The organism is Hansschlegelia plantiphila (assembly GCF_027922265.1).
Taxonomy (GTDB): domain Bacteria; phylum Pseudomonadota; class Alphaproteobacteria; order Rhizobiales; family Methylopilaceae; genus Methylopila; species Methylopila plantiphila.
Genome location: NZ_BSFI01000021.1, coordinates 21,954 through 38,938, shown reverse-complemented (window position 1 = coordinate 38,938; position 16,985 = coordinate 21,954). Strand labels below are relative to the sequence as shown.

General features: G+C 67.1%; 13 protein-coding genes. 5 read left to right on the top strand and 8 right to left on the bottom strand.

Features of this window, described 5'->3' with window-relative positions:
• Positions 1 to 5: 5 nt before the first annotated feature.
• Together PKE75_RS14565 and PKE75_RS14560 are read right to left on the bottom strand one after the other, a co-directional pair.
• Positions 6 to 455: an RrF2 family transcriptional regulator gene (locus PKE75_RS14565; RefSeq protein WP_271169471.1), complete on the bottom strand. Its 450-nt coding sequence runs from the start codon at positions 453 to 455 to the stop codon at positions 6 to 8.
• Between the two features lie 121 nt (positions 456 to 576).
• The gene (locus tag PKE75_RS14560; protein WP_271169470.1) at positions 577 to 990 is read right to left on the bottom strand and encodes a PaaI family thioesterase; all 414 of its coding nucleotides are present in this window, start codon (positions 988 to 990) and stop codon (positions 577 to 579) included.
• Between the two features lie 257 nt (positions 991 to 1,247).
• Between PKE75_RS14560 and PKE75_RS14555 the strand changes: the two genes are divergently transcribed.
• The 3 genes from PKE75_RS14555 (at position 1,248) to PKE75_RS14545 (ending at position 9,411) form a co-directional block, all read left to right on the top strand.
• On the top strand, positions 1,248 to 4,622 hold the full coding sequence (locus PKE75_RS14555) for a class I SAM-dependent DNA methyltransferase (RefSeq protein WP_309298817.1): 3,375 nt from the start codon (positions 1,248 to 1,250) through the stop codon (positions 4,620 to 4,622).
• 67 nt (positions 4,623 to 4,689) lie between these two features.
• Positions 4,690 to 5,928 carry a metallophosphoesterase family protein gene (locus PKE75_RS14550; RefSeq protein WP_271169469.1) on the top strand — a complete coding sequence of 413 codons (1,239 nt, stop codon included), beginning with the start codon at positions 4,690 to 4,692 and terminating at the stop codon, positions 5,926 to 5,928.
• A gap of 3 nt (positions 5,929 to 5,931) precedes the next feature.
• Complete coding sequence (locus PKE75_RS14545) at positions 5,932 to 9,411, top strand: YhaN family protein (protein WP_271169468.1); 3,480 nt, start codon at positions 5,932 to 5,934, stop codon at positions 9,409 to 9,411.
• Here the strand turns inward: PKE75_RS14545 and PKE75_RS14540 are convergent.
• From PKE75_RS14540 to PKE75_RS14520, 5 genes are all read right to left on the bottom strand, one after another.
• Entirely contained in the window at positions 9,401 to 9,898 is a 498-nt protein-coding gene (locus PKE75_RS14540) for a hypothetical protein (protein ID WP_271169467.1), read from the bottom strand. The two genes, PKE75_RS14545 and PKE75_RS14540, sit on opposite strands and share 11 nt — an antisense overlap.
• A gap of 57 nt (positions 9,899 to 9,955) precedes the next feature.
• Complete coding sequence (locus tag PKE75_RS14535; RefSeq protein WP_271169466.1) at positions 9,956 to 10,735, bottom strand: amino acid ABC transporter ATP-binding protein; 780 nt, start codon at positions 10,733 to 10,735, stop codon at positions 9,956 to 9,958.
• Positions 10,736 to 10,745: 10 nt separating this feature from the next.
• On the bottom strand, positions 10,746 to 11,636 hold the full coding sequence (locus tag PKE75_RS14530) for an amino acid ABC transporter permease (RefSeq protein WP_271169465.1): 891 nt from the start codon (positions 11,634 to 11,636) through the stop codon (positions 10,746 to 10,748).
• Positions 11,633 to 12,391, bottom strand: a complete 759-nt coding sequence (locus tag PKE75_RS14525) for an amino acid ABC transporter permease (RefSeq protein WP_271169464.1) — start codon at positions 12,389 to 12,391, stop codon at positions 11,633 to 11,635. Before PKE75_RS14525 ends, PKE75_RS14530 begins: the two co-directional genes overlap by 4 nt.
• 72 nt (positions 12,392 to 12,463) lie before the next feature.
• A complete protein-coding gene (locus PKE75_RS14520) occupies positions 12,464 to 13,270 on the bottom strand; it encodes a transporter substrate-binding domain-containing protein (RefSeq protein ID WP_271169463.1) in 807 nt (268 codons plus the stop codon).
• A 289-nt stretch (positions 13,271 to 13,559) separates the two neighbouring features.
• Between PKE75_RS14520 and PKE75_RS14515 the strand changes: the two genes are divergently transcribed.
• A complete protein-coding gene (locus PKE75_RS14515; RefSeq protein WP_271169462.1) occupies positions 13,560 to 13,841 on the top strand; it encodes a hypothetical protein in 282 nt (93 codons plus the stop codon).
• Between the two features lie 223 nt (positions 13,842 to 14,064).
• Here PKE75_RS14515 and PKE75_RS14510 read toward each other — a convergent pair whose 3' ends face one another.
• Positions 14,065 to 14,340, bottom strand: coding sequence for a metal-sensitive transcriptional regulator (locus PKE75_RS14510; protein WP_271169461.1), 276 nt, complete (start codon positions 14,338 to 14,340; stop codon positions 14,065 to 14,067).
• A gap of 91 nt (positions 14,341 to 14,431) precedes the next feature.
• Between PKE75_RS14510 and PKE75_RS14505 the strand changes: the two genes are divergently transcribed.
• On the top strand, positions 14,432 to 16,726 hold the full coding sequence (locus PKE75_RS14505; RefSeq protein WP_271169460.1) for a heavy metal translocating P-type ATPase: 2,295 nt from the start codon (positions 14,432 to 14,434) through the stop codon (positions 16,724 to 16,726).
• Positions 16,727 to 16,985: the final 259 nt, after the last annotated feature.

Below are 16,985 nucleotides of genomic sequence, written 5' to 3'. Positions count from 1 at the left end.
CCCGGTCAGATCTGGTAGATGAAGGCGGCCATCGCATTGTCGCCGAGGTCGCGCATCTCCGCGAGCGTCCGTTCGTCCAGCACGCGCGAGATCGCGTCGCGGACATCGACCATCAGCAGCCGGACCTGGCATGCCTTGACGTCGCGGCAATCGTCGCATGGCACATAAGCGCTTCGGCTGGCGCACTGGATCGGCGCAAGCGGGCCGTCCAGCGCCCGGACGATCGAACCCACCGTTATCTCGTCCGGCGCGCGGGCGAGCATGTAGCCGCCCGCCTTGCCCTTTTTGCTCGACAGCATGCCGGCGTTGCGAAGTTCGCCGAGGATCGCGTCGAGGAACTTCTTCGGAATCGCGTTCCGTTCCGCCACATCCGCGACGAAGGTGGAGCGGCCGGGGTCCAGCCGTGCGAGGTCGACCATCGCTTTCAGGCCGTACTTGGCCTTTTTAGTCAGCATTCTCTGGCATTCCAGCGGCAACGGCTGCGCGCTTAGGCGCGTAGCGGATCATAATCATAGAACGAGTCGACTATCGCAGCGAAGTCTTTGCCCAGGCCCTTGGCATCGTGAAGTCCGAAGGTCAGCGATCGAGGATTTTCCAGATCCCGGTGGCCGCCGCAATCGGCCGGTCGGCGACCCGCAGCGCGCCCCGCATGAAGACCAGCGACGAGGTCAGCCGAAACACCTCAGGCTTGAGCTCAACAAACTCGCCCATCCGCGCCGCGGAGACGAAATGCATGTCGAACTGAATGGTAACCGAAGGTCGTCCCTCGGCGGCGTCCCAAGCGGTCAGCCCGAGCGCACGGTCGGCCAGCGTCATCAGCATGCCGCCATGGACGACGCCGATGAGATTGGCGTGCTTCGGCTGCGCCACGAAGGCGAAGGAGCGGACGCCATCCGCTTCCCGCCGTTGATGGATCGGCCCGACGAGGTTGAGAAAGCCCGCATCCTCGAACGGCTCCCAGCCATCGGGAATCGAAATCTGATCGGTCATGCAGAAGCCTCTGCCAAGAGGGCGGCTCGTTCTGGAGAGCGCGATGCTATCGGCGGAGCCCGCGTCAGCCGCTTGCGACACACTCCATATCAGAGCGCGCGCCAGCGCGCCGCCCGTCGGCTCCACGGTTCAACGCCCTAAATATTGAGGCGGATCGCCGATCGACCCGATCCTGGCATCCATGGCCTGGCGTGCAGACGCCGACGGGTGCATGTAAGGGTTGCATATACAACATTAATATCTACCATAGCGTGCACGTGGCGGGGGCGCGCGCGATGGTGGAGCAGGCGATCGAGGCGTTCATTGCGCGCTGGCAAGGTCGGGTCGGCGGCCAGGAGCGCGCAAACTATGCGCTCTTCTTATCGGAGCTGACCGACGCGCTTGGGGTGCCGCGGCCGGAGCCGGCATCGGCGCAGGCGGAGGACAATGATTACGTCTTCGAGCGGATCGTGCGCGAGCCCGGCCGGGACGGCGGGGCCGCTCATCGGCGGATCGATCTCTACCGCCGCTCATGCTTCGTGCTCGAGGCGAAACAGTCACGCCAACACGGCGGCGCGAAGGATCTGTTCGAGGCCACGGGGGTTCCGGAGCCGGTCGCGCGTGGCCGCCGCGGGGCCGAACGGGCCTGGGACGTCCTGATGCTCAACGCCCGGCGGCAGGCGGAGGACTATGTCCGCCTGCTGCCCCAAGGCCACGAGCCGCCGCCCTTCGTCGTGGTCTGCGACGTCGGCCACTGCCTCGAGCTCTATGCGAATTTCCGCAAGGACGGGAAGGCCTACGACCAGTTCCCCGACCGTACGGGCTTCCGCATCTATCTTGAGGATCTGAGACGCGACGACGTCCGCGACCGGCTCGTCCGGCTCTGGACCGATCCCCTTTCCCTCGATCCGGCGCTGAAGGCCGCGCGTGTGACGCGCGGGATCGCCGAACGCCTCGCCCACGTGACGCGGCGGCTGGAAGGGCAGGGCCGTGAGCCGCAGGAGGTCGCGCAATTTCTGATGCGCGTGATCTTCACGATGTTCGCCGAGGACGTCGAACTGATCCCTCGCGACTCCTTCAAGACGCTGCTCCGACACTGCGCCGCGGCGCCGGAGCGTTTCGCGCCGACGCTCGGGCAGGTCTGGGAGGCCATGGACCAGGGCGGCTACGCGATCGGCCTCAACGCCCAAGTGCGTCGGTTCAATGGCTCGTTCTTCAAGGACCGGGCCGTGATTCCGTTGGACCGTGAGGAGATCGGCGAACTGCTGGCGGCCGCCGCGCATGACTGGCGCGATGTCGAGCCGGCGATCTTCGGGGCGCTGCTCGAACAGGCCCTCGACCCGGATGAACGCCGACGACTCGGCGCGCATTACACGCCGCGTGCTTACGTCGAGCGGCTGGTGGTCGCCACGGTGATGGAGCCGCTGCGAGAGGACTGGGCGGCGGCGCTCGCGACCGCCGAACGCCAGCGCAAGGAGGGCCGCGCCGCGGCTGCGATCAAGACGGTGCGGACGTTCCATGATCGGCTCTGCGCCGTCCGCATTTTGGACCCGGCCTGTGGGACGGCCAATTTTCTCTATGTGTCGCTGGAGCTTCTGAAGCGGCTCGAAGGCGAGGTGCTCGAGGCGCTCGCCGATCTCGGCGGTCAGGAGGCGCTTGCGGGGCTGGAAGGCCACACTGTCGATCCCGGCCAATTTCTTGGTCTGGAGTTAAATCGGCGGGCCGCCGCCATTGCGGATCTTGTGCTCTGGATCGGCTATCTGCAATGGCATGCGCGCACCCGCCGCGGCGGCGCGCCGAGCGAGCCGATCCTGCGCGCCTTCGGCAATATCGTCGCCTGTGACGCGGTGCTCGCTTCGCCGCCGGGAGGCCCGCAACGGCCTGAATGGCCGCAAGCCGACTTCATCGTCGGCAACCCGCCTTTCATCGGCGGCAAAGACCTGCGCGGCCGCCTCGGCGAGACTTACGCGGAGGCGCTTTGGACCGCGCACCCGCACATGAACGAGAGCGCCGACTATGTGATGTACTGGTGGGATCGCGCCGCAGAGTTGCTGACACGCAAGGGGGCGAGGCTTCGCCGGTTCGGTCTCGTCACCACCAATTCGATCAGCCAAGTCTTCCAGCGCCGTGCGGTCGAGCGGCGGCTCGGCGCGAGCGCGCCGGTCTCGATCGTCATGGCGATCCCGGACCATCCCTGGACGAAGGCTTCGCGCGACCACGCCGCCGTACGGATAGCGATGACGGTGGTCGAGGCCGGATCGAAGGACGGGGCGCTGCGCGAGGTCGCGGCGGAGCATGGGCTCGAGACCGACGCGCCGGTGGTGGAGCTCCGCGAGACGGTCGGGCGGATCAACGCCGACCTGACGGTCGGCGCCAATCTCGCCAACGCCAAGTCGTTGCTCGCCAACGAAGGGCTTTCTTCTCGCGGGGTTTCGTTGCACGGCGCGGGCTTCATCGTCACGCCTTTCCAGGCGAAGGCGCTGGGGCTGGGTCGACGCGCGGGTCTGGACGCCCACATCCGCCCCTATCTTAACGGGCGCGACCTGACCGGCCGTGCGCGCGGCGTGATGGCGATCGATCTGTTCGGGCTTACCGCGGCGCAGGCGCGGGCTCGCTTTCCCGAGGCCTACCAGCATCTGATGACCACCGTGAAGCCGGAGCGCGACGCCAACAATCGCCACAGCTATCGGCTCAACTGGTGGCTCTTCGGAGAACCACGCTCGGGGCTCCGGCCTGCGCTCGAAGGCCTCCGCCGCTACATCGCCACCGTCGAGACCGCGAAGCACCGCGTCTTCCAGTTCCTCGACGGCGCCATCCTGCCGGACAACATGCTGGTCGCGATCGCGAGCGACGACGCGTTCCATCTGGGCGTGCTGTCGTCACGCACACATGGCGCATGGGCGGCCCATGCCGGAGCCACCCTTGAGGATAGGCCACGCTATTCAAAATCCCGCTGCTTCGATCCCTTTCCGTTCCCCGATGCGTCGCAGAGGGAACGCGCCGAGATCCGCGCGGTCGCGGAGGAACTCGACGAGCACCGCCAGCGCGTGCTCTCAGAACACTCCGAACTCACGTTGACCCAGCTCTACAACGTCCTTGAAAAGCTGCGGGCCGGCGTTCGGGCGACCGACCTTCCGCCTCCGGAGCGCCATGTCTACGAGGCCGGCTTGGTCGCGATCCTCGGGGAGTTGCACGAGCGGATCGACCGCGTGGTCGCGGGCGCCTATGGTTGGCGGGCCGACCTCTCGGACGAGGCGATGATCGCTCGTCTTGTCGCGCTCAACCAGAAACGAGCGGCGGAGGAGGCGAGAGGAGAAATACGCTTTCTTCGTCCCGCCTATCAGGCCGGCCGTTCCGATCGCCCCGACCGGCAGAGAGACCTGGAAGCCGGTCGGCAGATCGAGGCGGGGCTTTCGGCCTCGTTCGCGCCGTCAAAGCCCGCTTTCCCCAAGGACGAAGTGGCGCAGACCGCGACCATCATGCTGGCGCTGCTCGAAGGAGGTGCGCCGGTCGACGCCAGCGGGCTCGCGGCGCGTTTCCGCGAGGGCCGGCGGGCCGAGCGGCGCATCGCCGCGACGCTTGATGCGCTCGCCCGGCTGGGAGCGGTTGCAACGACCCGCGAAGCGGCCGGCTTCTCGCTGCGCCGGCCCTGATCCTGCTGGCCGATGGCGAATCGGGACGGCGCCTGCGAAGTTCGCGCTCCGTCGTTTCGAGGTCCCGATGAACGCCTTCCGCTTTCTGCATGCGGCCGACCTGCATCTCGGAAGCCCCTTCGTGGGGCTGGCTCGGGCGAACGCCGACGTGGCGGCGGTGTTCGCCAACGCCAGCCGCGCCGCGTTCTCCGATCTCGTGGACAGGGCGATCGAGGCCAGCGTGGCTTTCGCCGTGATCGCCGGCGACGTCTATGACGGCGAGTGGAAGGACGCGTCGATCGGCTTGTTCTTCAACCGCGAACTCGGTCGGCTCGACCGCGCGGGGATTCCGGTCTTTCTGCTCAAAGGCAACCACGACGCCGACAGCGTGGTGACCAGAAGCATCTCGCTGCCAGGCGGCGTCCGGCAATTTCCGTCCCGGAAGCCCGAGACCTTCAGGCTGGACGATCTCAGGGTCGCGCTGCATGGCCAGAGCTTCGCCGAGCGTTCGGCCTCGGACAACCTCGCATTGTCCTATCCGCCTGCCGTGGTCGGATGGTTCAATATCGGCGTGCTGCACACCTGCTGCGAGGGGCAGTCGGCGCATGCCCGCTACGCCCCGTGTTCGATCGAGGATCTGCGTCTGCGCGGTTACGACTACTGGGCGCTCGGCCATGTGCACGAGCACAGCGTCGTTTCGCGCGATCCGTGGATCGTCTTCCCCGGCAACCTGCAGGGCCGAAGCGTTCGCGAATGCGGCCCGAGGGGCGCGGTGATCGTCGATGTCGCCGACGGACACGTGACGAACGTCGAACGCGTCTTCGTCGACCGGGCGCGCTGGGCTCAGGCGTCCGTCGACCTGTCGGGCGTCGATAACGAGTCCGCCGCGTTCCACCTCATCGAGGAAGCGGTCCGGCCCATCGCGCACGAAGCGGAAGCTCGTGTCGTCGCGCTTCGTCTCACCCTCTCCGGCGACACGCCGCTGCATGCAGCCTTCGCGGCTGCGCCGCGGCGCATCGCAGAGGAGGCGCAGGCGGCCGCGCAGCGCATCGGCGCCGACATCTGGCTCGAACGGCTCAAGCTCGCAACCACTCCGCCGTTGCGCATGGCCACGGGGGGGCTCGAACTCAAGTCCTTCGATCTCGCGGCGCTGTTCGATGATCTCGTCGCCGACCCCGAAATCCATTTGCGCGCAAAGGGGCTCGCCGAAACCATCGCAAACCGGCTTCCCGCCTCCGCGACGGTGGAGGACGGAGCGCTGGTCGACGACGTCGCCGCGCTGATCGCCGAGGCGCGGGCTCTCGCGCTCGGCCGGCTCGGCGTCTGAACGATGCGGCTCGTCCGTCTGGACCTTGAAAAATACGGCGCCTTCGAGAGCCGCTCGCTTAGATTCCGCAACGACGCGCGGCTGCACGTCGTCTACGGGCCGAACGAGGCCGGCAAGACTTCCGCGCTAGCCGCCGTCTCCGATCTGCTGTTCGGGTTCGAGCAACGCGCTTCCTTCGCTTTCCGGTTCCCCGCGAAGGATTTGCGGCTCGGCGGCGTGGTGGCGCCGGCCGCGGGTGAGCCAATCGCCTTCAGACGACGCCGGGGCAACAAGGCGACCCTGCTCGACGCCGATGACGCGCCGCTGCGGGATGATCTGCTTGCTCCGCTGCTCGGCGGTCTGACGCGGGGTCTGTTCGAGCGCGCCTTCGGGCTTGGCGCTCAGACGTTGCGGCAAGGCGCCGACGATCTGCTCGCCGTCGACGGCGAGTCTGGAGCGAGCCTGTTCGCCGCCGCCTCCGGGCTGCGCGGCCTCGACGACATGCGCCGTGTTTTGGAATCCCAGGCGGACGACATCTTCACCCCGCAGGCGCGCACCAAGCCCTTCAATGACATCCTCAGGCGTCATGAAGCGGCGCGGCAGGCGGTCCGCGCCAAGGAACTGAAGGCCGGCGACTGGACCAGACTGAATGAGGCGATCGATGCGCTGGAGGCGCGCGTGTCGGCGCTCGGCGAGCGACGGACCGCCGTCCGGACCGAGAAGGCTCGTCTTGAGCGTCTCGTCAGGGCGGCGCCGGCCGCTGCAGCGGTCGACGAGGCGAGCGGAGCGCTGGCCGAATTCGAAAGCTTGCCGGAGCTTGCGCCCGCCGACGCCGCGATCCTTCGGCGCCGGCTGGATGCAGCGGAGACGGCGCAGCGTGAGGCGGAGCACGCGGAAGGGCTGTCTCGCCGGGCGGCCGAAGAGTTGGCGAGCGTTGCGGTTGACGCGGTCGCCCTCGACGCTGCGACCGCTATCGAGCGGCTGATCGGGGAATCGGGCGCCTACGTCAAGAGCCGCAACGATCTGCCCCGCGTGCAAGGCGAAGCCGACGGGTTCGCAGCGGAGCTCGGCCGGCTCGCGGCGCGGTTAGGGCTCGCCGACGCCGACGCCGTCGAGCGGGCGCTTCCGAGCGACGCCGCCTGCGCCGTCCTGCGCGACCTGATCGCGGAAGGTCGTATTCTCGCGGAGGCCGACCGATCCCGCGCTCGCGCGTTGGCGGACGAGCGTGAAGCCCTCTCCCGGCACGAGGCGCAGCGCGAGGAGGAGCCGCCGGCGCGCGACCCGAAGCCGCTGCGCGAGGCGTTGGCCGCGCTCGCCCCCGCGATCCGGCCGCTCGAACGGCGCGCAGAATTGGCCGGCGTCCACGAGGCCGAGGAACGCGCGATCGCGGAAGCCGCAGCGCGGCTGTTTCCGCCGGTCGCCTCGCTTGATCGTGTCGTCTCGGCTTCGCTGCCCGGGCCCGAGGCGATCGCCCGGGCTCGTAAGGATCACGATGCGCTCAGCGCGGAGATCGACCGGGCGGAGCGGGCGGCGGCCGACCTTATCGGGCAGGCGGCCAAAGCCAGGGCGGAGCTTGAGGGTCTTTCCGCAGGCGGTCCGCTGGCTTCGCCGGAAGCGATCGCCGACGCCCGGACGGCGCGTGACACGGCATGGCGCGCTCTTCGGGGCCATCTGCTGACAACGCAGCCGTTGGACGAAGGCGAACGCAAGGCGCGGGTGGCCGATTTCGATCGTCACGCGCCGGAGGCGGACCGGCTCGCGGATCGAGCGACGGAGGATGCGAGCCGCGTCGCGCGCCACGCCGATCTCGCGCGCCGACACGCCCAGCATTTGCGCGACGCAGACGAGCTCGCCCGTCGCCTCGCCACGCTCCATAAAGCCCAAGGCGAAGCTCTGTATGAGTGGAGGCGCATCTGGGAACCGGCGGGCGTCCTTCCGCAGCCGCCGGAGGACATGGCTTCCTGGCTCAAGACGCTGCACAGTATCTTCGAGCGCCGTGAGAAGAATACCGGTCTTGCCGCCCAGATCGCCGCGCTGGACGCGGCTGACGCGAGGCTTCGCCCGGAACTCGCCCGCATCGCCGCGGAGGCGGGTCTGACTGGGATGGCGGAGCTCGCCTGTCCGGCGCTCGCTGCGCGCATCGAGGCGCGCCTTTCAACGCTTGCCGATCGATGGGAGCAGGCGGGACGCAACGAGGCGCGGATCGCCGAAGCGACGGCGCGGATCATCAGGCTTGAGCGCGAGACGGCGCAGGCGAGGAGCGCGGACGACGACTGGCGGGCGCGGTGGTCCGCGGCTGCGACCGCCGTCGGCGCCCCGCCGGACGCCACGATCGCGGCCGCTGAGGCCGCGCTCGCCGCATGGTCCGGCGTTCCCGGAACGCTGAACGAACGCGCCGACCGTCTTCGCCGGGTCCGCGGCATGGAGCGCGACGCAGAGGCGTTCCGGGATGGAGTGGCACGGCTCGTCACACGTTTCGCGCCGGAACTCGCAGGCCTCGCGCCGGAAGCCGCGGCCCGCCGGCTGCACGAGCGCCTCACCGACGCGCGAGCGCAGGGGACGAGGCGCAAGGAGGCGCTCGCTCGGGCGGAGAGCGCGGCAGCGACGTTTGCAGACGCCAGGCTCAATGCCGAGGAAGCCGCGGCCGCGCTCACGGAGGCGGCGGCCGCCTTCCCGGAGGGGACCGATCTCGGCGACTTGCTCAGCCAGTCGAGTGTGCGAGGCGAGCGCCGCGCTGCGCTCGCCCGGGCGCGTGAACATTTTCTCGCGCTTGGCGAACAGGGCGACGAAGCTCTGCTGCGAGAAGAACTCGTCGGCTTCGAGCGTGACAGCGCCAAGGCCAAGGCCGCCGACCTGGCGGACGAAGAGAAGCGGCTGGACGATGACATCAAGGAGGCATTCGCCGAGCTCGACCGGGAGCGCCGCCGTCGCGCCGAGCTTGAAACCGGCGTTGGCGCTGAAGTGGCGGCGGTCGAGCAGCGTATCGCGGAGGCGGAGCTCGCCGCGACGGCGCGCGAGTGGGCGGTGCTGAAGATCGGCGCTCTGCTGCTCGGCGAGGCCGTCTCTCGCCACCATGCGGCGCAGCAGGACCCGTTGATCACGCGCGCCGGCGCGCTGTTCGCGACGCTGACGGGCGGCGCGTTCTCGGGCTTTCGTGAGGATTATGACGACGACGCGCCGAAGCTCGTCGCGCTGCGCGCGTCCGGGGAGACGACGCCGGTCGCGGGGCTGAGCGAAGGCACGCGTGACCAGTTCTATCTCGCGTTGCGACTGGCGTTTATCGAGGACTATGCGGCGCGCGCCGAGCCCGCGCCGTTCATCGGCGACGATCTGTTCGCAAGTTTCGACGATGCGCGGACCGCGCAGGGCCTGGCGGCGCTCGCCGAGATCGGGGCCCGGGCGCAACCGATCCTGTTCACTCATCACAAGGCGGTGGTGGACATCGCCCGCGAGACGTTGGGCGACAGGGTCGACATCGTGGGTTTCGAAGATGTCAGGCTCTGAGAAGCGCCCGCACGCCGCTCCTCGCTCGTGAGACTGCGGACGTCGCCGCTCGCCATGCTGCGGTGGTTTTGAGCCATGCGAGGGCTGCGTCGCGCAGCCGCGCGATGATTCCGTAGCCGCGGGCGAACCAGCCGATCGTCAGAAGCTTGGCCTTTCCGGCATGAAAGATGCGCTCGCAGATCAGCAGGCTGGAGAGATGGGCCGTCACGAGCGCGACCCCGCCGAGCACGAATTGGCCTTCGGCCAACCAGTAGAGCGAGATGAACTTGAACGGCTCGATCGCAGCGAACGGCACCGCGAGGAGCGCCAGAACGCAATAGGCAGGCATCGCCGCGATCGCCTGACCCATGCGTTGAAACAGCCTGAGGCGCCCGAGAGCCGCCGTGACCGGGCGCACGATCGGGCCGAACACAGCCTCGATCGCATCATAGATCAGGATCAGCGCCGCAAAGGGCACGGACAGGACGCGCTTCAGAGACTCACGCATTCCGGAGGCTTGTGGTGATCAAGCCGGTCCTTTTTAGGGCGGGGGAGATCGTCCAGCTTAAAGGATCTGTCCGAGGAAGGTGCGTGTGCGCTCGTCCTTCGGGTTGGCGAAGAACTCCTCGGGCGGCGCATGCTCGACGATCACGCCCTTGTCGGTGAAATAGATGTGGTCGGCGACGTCCCGTGCGAACTTCATCTCGTGGGTCACGAGCAGGCAGGTCATGCCTTCCTCGGCGAGTTCGCGGATGGTGACGAGCACCTCCTTCACGGTCTCCGGGTCGAGAGCGGCCGTCACCTCGTCGAACAGCATGATGTCCGGCCGCATGGCGAGCGAGCGGGCGATAGCGACGCGCTGCTGTTGGCCGCCCGAGAGCTCGCCGGGATAGCTGTTCTCCTTGCCCGTCAGCCGCACCTTGGCGAGCAGCGCGCGCGCCCGCTCCTCGACCTCCTTCTTGTCCTGCTTGAGCACGTTGATCGGCGCCATCATGACGTTCTGCAGCGCGGTCTTGTGCGGGAACAGGTTGTATTGCTGGAACACCATGCCGACCTTGCGGCGCAGCTTGAGCTTGTCGAGCCGGGGGTCGTTGACCTCCTGGTTTTCGACCAGGATCGAGCCTGAGTTGACGTCGACCAGCGCGTTGATGCAGCGGATCAACGTCGACTTGCCCGAGCCGGACGGGCCGATGATGCAGATCGCCTCGCCCTTCCTCACGTCGAGCGAAACCCCCTTCAGCACCTCGAAGGCGCCGAAAGCCTTGCGAACGTCGACGATGCTGATGATCGGCTGATCCGGCGTCCAGGGCGCTACGGCGGGGGTCCCAATCAGCGGTTTGGCCAAAGCGCTCTCCTCAGGTCTTCACGTTGAAGCGGCGCTCGAGACGCTGCGTGAGTTTCGAGATCGGATAGCAATAGAGAAAGAAGCAGACCATCGCGAAGCCGTAGAGCGGCGCGAACAGCTCCGGCCGGCCGCCCTCGGCGGCGTGGACCTGCGCGGTCAGCGTCAGCATCTCGCCGACGCCGACGATCGAGGCCAGCACCGTCGCCATCGTGATCAGCGAGTATAGGTTCATCCAAGGCGGCAGCATGCGCTTCACGCATTGCGGCAGGATGATCCCCCAGATCGTCTTGGTGCGGGAGAAGGCGAGCGATTCCGCCGCCTCCCACTGGCCGCTCGGCAGCGATCGGATCGCCCCGCGCAGGAGCTCGGCGACGTTCGCCATCACCGGAAGCGCGAAGCCGATGATCGCCTTGAACCAGTCCGGCAACGGAATGCGAAGTCCGAACACGTGGAACTCGAACGGGATCATGAACATCGCAAAGAACAGCAGGACGAGCCAGGGCGAGTTCCGGAAGAACTGTGTGACGAACCAGGACGTTCGGCGGATGAGCGCGTTCTGGCTGATCTGGCCGAGACCGAGAAGCACGCCGCTGACGGTGCCCAGCGCCATCGCCATGAGCGAGATGACGATGTTGAAGACGAAGCCCTTCAGCAGAAACGGCAGCCATTTGATAATGACGGATAGCGGCGTCGCAGGAGCCGCCGACAGCGCCTCTTGGGCCGGCGCAGCCGGGGCCTGGGCGTGCGCGACGCCCGCGACCAGCAGGGCGGCGACGGCGAGCCAGTAACAGTGCGTCATCGTCAGCTTCGGCAAGCCGACGTCCGGCAGACCGATGGGTCGCGGGCGTGGCTCGAGCAGCACCGCCATCGGACGGAAGGGGGCTTCGCTGTTCTCGCTCATCGGGCGCGCCCCGCTCCGTAGCCGGGAATGGCCATAGACCGCTCCCAGGCGTTCATGGCCCATACAAGAACGCCGACCAGCGCGACATAGGTGAACAGCAGCACCACCATCATGGTGGGCACGTTTTGCGCGTCGGTCCAGATCTGCTTCGAAGCGTAGAGCAGCTCGGGCACTGCGATCGCGTAAGCGAGCGACGTCGTCTTAAGCAGATTGACCAGATTGTTGTTCAGCGCCGGCAGGCAGACGCGGATCGCGAGCGGCAGGACGATATACAGATAAGTCCCGAGCCGGGTGTAGCCGAGCGCGGACGCCGCCTCCTTGGTGGAGTTCGGCACTGCCTCGATTCCGGATCGGAAGATCTCGATGTTGAAGGCGCCCGCGAACAATGAAAGCGAGATGATCGCCCACTGGACGTTGGTGAACAGCGGCGCCCGCATGCCGTCCGCGTCCTCGATATAAGGGAGCAGATTGCTGAGGCCGAAGTAGAAAAAGAAGATCTGGACCAGCGGCGGCGTGTTGCGGAAGATAACGATGAAGCCGTTGATCAGCCACCGCACCAGCTTGAAGTCGGAGCCCTGCGCCCAGGCTCCGATCACGCCGATGACAAGGCTGAAGAAAAGACTGACGACGCTGAGATAGATCGTCATCCCGAGGCCGGAGATGAACCGCTTCTGATCAAACGCGTCGTACAGGATCGTCAGGTTGATCCCGGTGGTCTCGTAGAGCGCCCGACCCCACTCAGCTACGGCTTCCATCGACCCCCTCACGTACCCCCGGTTAGCCTATGGCCGGACGGGCGATGGGCCCGCCCGGCGTCGCGAGATCGATCAGCCCTTCGATTTCTCTTCGTGCATCCGCTTGGAATAGTCGGTCGGCTGGATGCCCCATTTCTTCTCCTCGTCGACCACGAGCCCCTGCTTGAACCAGTCAACGGTGGTGTCGGAGAGGAACTTCGCGAAACCGTCCTCGCCGGTCTTCACGGCCATGATCCACGGCGTCTCCAGAATGCCGGGCAACGGCATGTAGAAGCCGGACTTCCACTCGTCGTCGAGCAGCTTGCCCTGCACGAAAGTCTGGTCATAGAGGTAGCCGATGCATTCGCCCTGCTTCAGCGCGAACAGAGGCTTTTCCGAGCCGTCGAACGCCTTGATGGTCACGCCGTATTTGGCCTCGACCTCCTTGTTGTAGAACGAGCCGGAAGTCGCGCAAATCGTCTTGCCCTTGAGCGATTCCCAATCCGTGTATTTCGCTTTCTGCGTCATCAGGATGTTGACGGAGTCCGAGTAGTATTGCGGATCGATCGCGAGCACCGACTTCCGCCGCTCCGGCTTGTCGGACACGGTCGCGATCAGCAGGTCGACCTTGCCCTGATTCAGGAATTCGATGCGGTTCGAGGCGACGACCGGCACCAACTCGAGCTTTACGCCGAGGCGCTTGGCTATATCGGCCGCGAGATCGGGCTCGATCCCCACGATCGAACCCGTCGGGTCGCGAAAGCCGAACGGCTTGTAGTCCGCCTTCACGCCGACGGTGAGGACGCCCTTGGCCTTAATGTCCTGCATCACGTCGGCGGACGCGGGGACGGAGACGCCTGCCATTGCGACTGCGAGGGCGGCGAGAACGAGCTTTTTCATCAGGATGGAATCCTTTCGGCCAGCGACTGCGAGGCCTGCCCCGCATCCGGCGCCTGAGCGCCTGCTACGGTGGAAAGCACTAACCCTCACCAATCATAGCGCGCCGTCAAGCTCTGTCACGCCGCCCCCAGCCGTCATGGCGCCCATTAATAGGACCGGCTCACAATTTATGCGGAACGGCGGTAGCGAGATGGCGTCGATAAAATTCCGGGGTGGTTTGAACCCGATCCCAAACGGCGGCGACGAAGCGGCATAAGGGCCGCGACGGGTGGTCCGTGGACCTGCGGGGATGACCGCCATGACCACGATCTCGGCGTACGGACGCAGACTGTTCGCCGGCTTGCTCGCCGCGTCCGTTCTCGCCGCCGCCATAGCGCCGACGGCGGCCTCCGCCGGCGATCACTTCGGCTATGCGGCGGCGGCTTCGGCGGTCCCCTGCTGGGCGCGCTCGTCGGAAGCGCAACTGACGCCTCGCCGCAAGAGGTGGTGTACGAGCGCCGCTGCTGGGTCGAGCGCCGCCTCCCACTATGACGGCTACCCCTATCCGCGGCGCGTCCGCGTCTGCGATTGACCCTGACCAATTCGGGGCGGGACGCGGACGGGACGGACAAGCCCGCAATCCGATCTCGTTTGCGAAGAACTCCCCCGATGGGACGTCCGGCGCGCCGTAAACGCGCCGGACGTTTCCGTTATCCCGTCCTGTCAAGCTATCGCCCGACTTTTCTCAGGCCCGTTGTAGGAGGCCGGCTGAGAGCCGCGGCTTGCTCGGCCTCCGCGACGGGGCCGGCGCGGCGTCATCCGCGCACTCTCCCAAGGACGTCCACGAGCTCCGCAACCTTCTGGCGCTGTTCGTCCTTGTCGCCGGAGCGGATGGCGTTCTCGACGCAGTGGCCGACATGGTCCTTGAGAATCTCTTCCTCGACGCGCTTCAAGGCCGCGCGGACTGCGGAGATCTGGGTCAGCACGTCGATGCAGTAGCGATCCTCGTCCAGCATGCGCGCAATGCCGCGAACCTGACCCTCGATCCGGCTCAGACGTTTGCCGCATGACGTTTTCGTGGCGAATTGCATGGCCGCACTCTTACCCGGTGGGGGTATCTTGTGCAAGCGCGTCATACCCAGTAGGGGTATTGGTGAAGTTCGGAAGATAGGGAGCGGGTCGATGACGACGGCGACGGATCCAGTCTGCGGAATGTCGGTCGAGACTGCGACCGCAAAGCATCGGGCTGAGCGTCAAGGCGAGTTCGTGTTCTTCTGCTCTGCCGGATGCAAATCAAAGTTCGAGAAGAATCCGGAGCTCTATATGTCGCTTTCGGTCGTCCCGACGAAGTCGACCCCGGCCGGCTCGATCTACACCTGCCCGATGCATCCCGAGATAAGGCAGGTGGGTCCCGGTTCCTGCCCGATCTGCGGAATGGCGCTGGAGCCGGAGACGGCGACCGCGGAGACCGGGCCGAACCACGAACTCGCCGACATGACCCGGCGGTTCTGGATCGGGCTGGTCCTCGCCGTTCCGGTCTTCCTCCTTGAGATGGGCGCGCATCTCTTCCCCGCGATCCATCATGTCGTGCCGCCCGCGGCGTCGGTCTGGATCCAGTTCGCGCTCGCGACGCCGGTGGTGCTTTGGGCCGGGCGGCCGTTCTTCCAGCGCGGATGGGCGTCCATCGTCTCCCGCAATCTCAACATGTTCACGCTGATCGCTATGGGCACTGGCGTCGCCTACGCCTACAGCGTGGTCGCGACGCTCGCGCCGGGCGTGTTTCCTCCTGTGTTCCGCAGCCCCGACGGGACGGTCCCGGTTTACTTCGAGGCCGCCGCAGTCATCACGGTGCTGGTGCTGCTCGGCCAGGTGCTGGAGCTGCGCGCCCGCGAGCAGACCTCCGGAGCCATCCGCGCGTTGATCAATCTCGCGCCGAAGACCGCTCGGAGGCTGAAGGACGACGGGTCGGATGAGGAGGTCCCGGTCGATGCGATCGCCGTCGGCGACCTCGTTCGCATTCGGCCCGGCGAGAAGGCGCCGGTCGACGGCGAGGTCGTGGACGGGCGCTCCGTCGTCGACGAGGCGCTGGTCACCGGCGAGTCCATGCCTGTCGCCAAGGCCGCAGGCGACGCCGTCACCGGCGGCGCCTTGAACCAGTCCGGTGCCTTGACGGTTCGAGCGACGAAAGTCGGCCGCGACACGATGCTGGCCCGGATCGTCCAGATGGTCGCGCAAGCCCAGCGTTCTCGCGCGCCTATCCAGCGGCTCGCCGACACGGTTTCCGGCTGGTTCGTGCCCGCCGTCATCCTGATCGCGGTCGTGGCCTTCGTCGTATGGGCCGCATTCGGACCCCAGCCGTCCTACGCCTACGGACTGGTCGCCGCGGTCGCGGTCCTCATCATCGCCTGTCCCTGCGCGCTTGGTCTCGCGACTCCGATGTCGATCATGGTCGGCGTGGGTAAGGGCGCAGGTCTCGGCATCCTCGTGAGGAACGCCGAGGCGCTGGAGCTTCTCGAGAAGGTCGACACGCTGGTGGTCGACAAGACAGGCACACTCACCGAGGGGAAGCCGTCGGTCACCGACGTGGTGGCGGCGGAAGGCTTCGAAGAGGAGGACGTCCTGCGCTTCGCCGGAGCGGTCGAGCGCGCGTCCGAGCATCCGCTGGGCCAGGCCGTGGTCGCAGCGGCCGAAGGGCGCGGTCTCGACGTGCCGACGGTCACGGACTTCGACGCGCCGAGCGGCAAGGGGGTGTCCGGCAAGGTCGGCGGGCGGATGACTCTCGTCGGCAACGCCGAGTTCATGAAGTCGCGTGGCGTCGACGTCTCCGCCCTGACCGCCCGCGCCGACGAGCTGCGGCGCGACGGAGCGACGGCGATCTACGTCGGGCTGGACGGTATGCTCGCGGGCGTGCTGGCCATCGCCGACCCGATCAAGCCGACGACGGCTGAGGCGATCCGGACCCTGAAGCTCCAGGGGCTCCGCGTCGTCATGCTGACGGGCGACAACCGCACGACCGCGGAGGTGGTGGCGCGCCGGCTCGGCATCGAGGAGGTTGAGGCGGATGTCCTGCCGGAGGCCAAGCACGCGGTCGTCGAACGGCTGAAGCGCGAGGGCCACGTCGTCGCCATGGCCGGCGACGGAGTGAACGACGCTCCTGCGCTCGCCGCCGCCGACGTCGGCGTCGCCATGGGCGCCGGCGCCGATGTCGCGATTGAAAGCGCGGGCGTGACCCTGCTCCACGGCGATCTGACCGGCATCGTCAGGGCGCGGCGGCTATCCGAAGCCACGATGTCGAACATCCGGCAGAATCTCGTGCTCGCCTTCGTCTACAACGCGGCCGGCGTCCCGATCGCCGCAGGCGCGCTCTACCCCGCATTCGGCCTGCTTCTCTCGCCCGTGGTGGCGGCCGCGGCCATGGCCCTGTCGTCCGTCAGCGTGATCGGCAACGCGCTCAGGCTTCGAGCGAAGAGGATCTGAAACGACGCTCGGTCGAAGTCGTGCGCCTGATCGAAGTGGCGCGCCATTGCACGCTATGAGGCGAATTCAGCTGCCGCCATCCCGTCACCAACGTCGGCCCGGATCGGGGCGGCGCCCCCATTGGCGACGAGCCGCTCCGCCGCCATGGCGGAATGCGGACGCAAGGCTAAGAGTTCGGGTTTTTGGAGAGCTGGCTGGGGGACTTGGATTCGAACCAAGACTAGCGGAGTCAGAGTTCACGGTCTTATCTCCTTACCGC

Coding starts and splice junctions, on each gene's coding strand:
- PKE75_RS14565 (WP_271169471.1), bottom strand. CDS start 455: ATGCTGACTAAAAAGGCCAAGTACGGCCTGAAAGCGATGGTCGACCTC.
- PKE75_RS14560 (WP_271169470.1), bottom strand. CDS start 990: ATGACCGATCAGATTTCGATTCCCGATGGCTGGGAGCCGTTCGAGGAT.
- PKE75_RS14550 (WP_271169469.1), top strand. CDS start 4,690: ATGAACGCCTTCCGCTTTCTGCATGCGGCCGACCTGCATCTCGGAAGC.
- PKE75_RS14545 (WP_271169468.1), top strand. CDS start 5,932: ATGCGGCTCGTCCGTCTGGACCTTGAAAAATACGGCGCCTTCGAGAGC.
- PKE75_RS14540 (WP_271169467.1), bottom strand. CDS start 9,898: ATGCGTGAGTCTCTGAAGCGCGTCCTGTCCGTGCCCTTTGCGGCGCTG.
- PKE75_RS14530 (WP_271169465.1), bottom strand. CDS start 11,636: ATGAGCGAGAACAGCGAAGCCCCCTTCCGTCCGATGGCGGTGCTGCTC.
- PKE75_RS14525 (WP_271169464.1), bottom strand. CDS start 12,391: ATGGAAGCCGTAGCTGAGTGGGGTCGGGCGCTCTACGAGACCACCGGG.
- PKE75_RS14520 (WP_271169463.1), bottom strand. CDS start 13,270: ATGAAAAAGCTCGTTCTCGCCGCCCTCGCAGTCGCAATGGCAGGCGTC.
- PKE75_RS14515 (WP_271169462.1), top strand. CDS start 13,560: ATGACCGCCATGACCACGATCTCGGCGTACGGACGCAGACTGTTCGCC.
- PKE75_RS14510 (WP_271169461.1), bottom strand. CDS start 14,340: ATGCAATTCGCCACGAAAACGTCATGCGGCAAACGTCTGAGCCGGATC.
- PKE75_RS14505 (WP_271169460.1), top strand. CDS start 14,432: ATGACGACGGCGACGGATCCAGTCTGCGGAATGTCGGTCGAGACTGCG.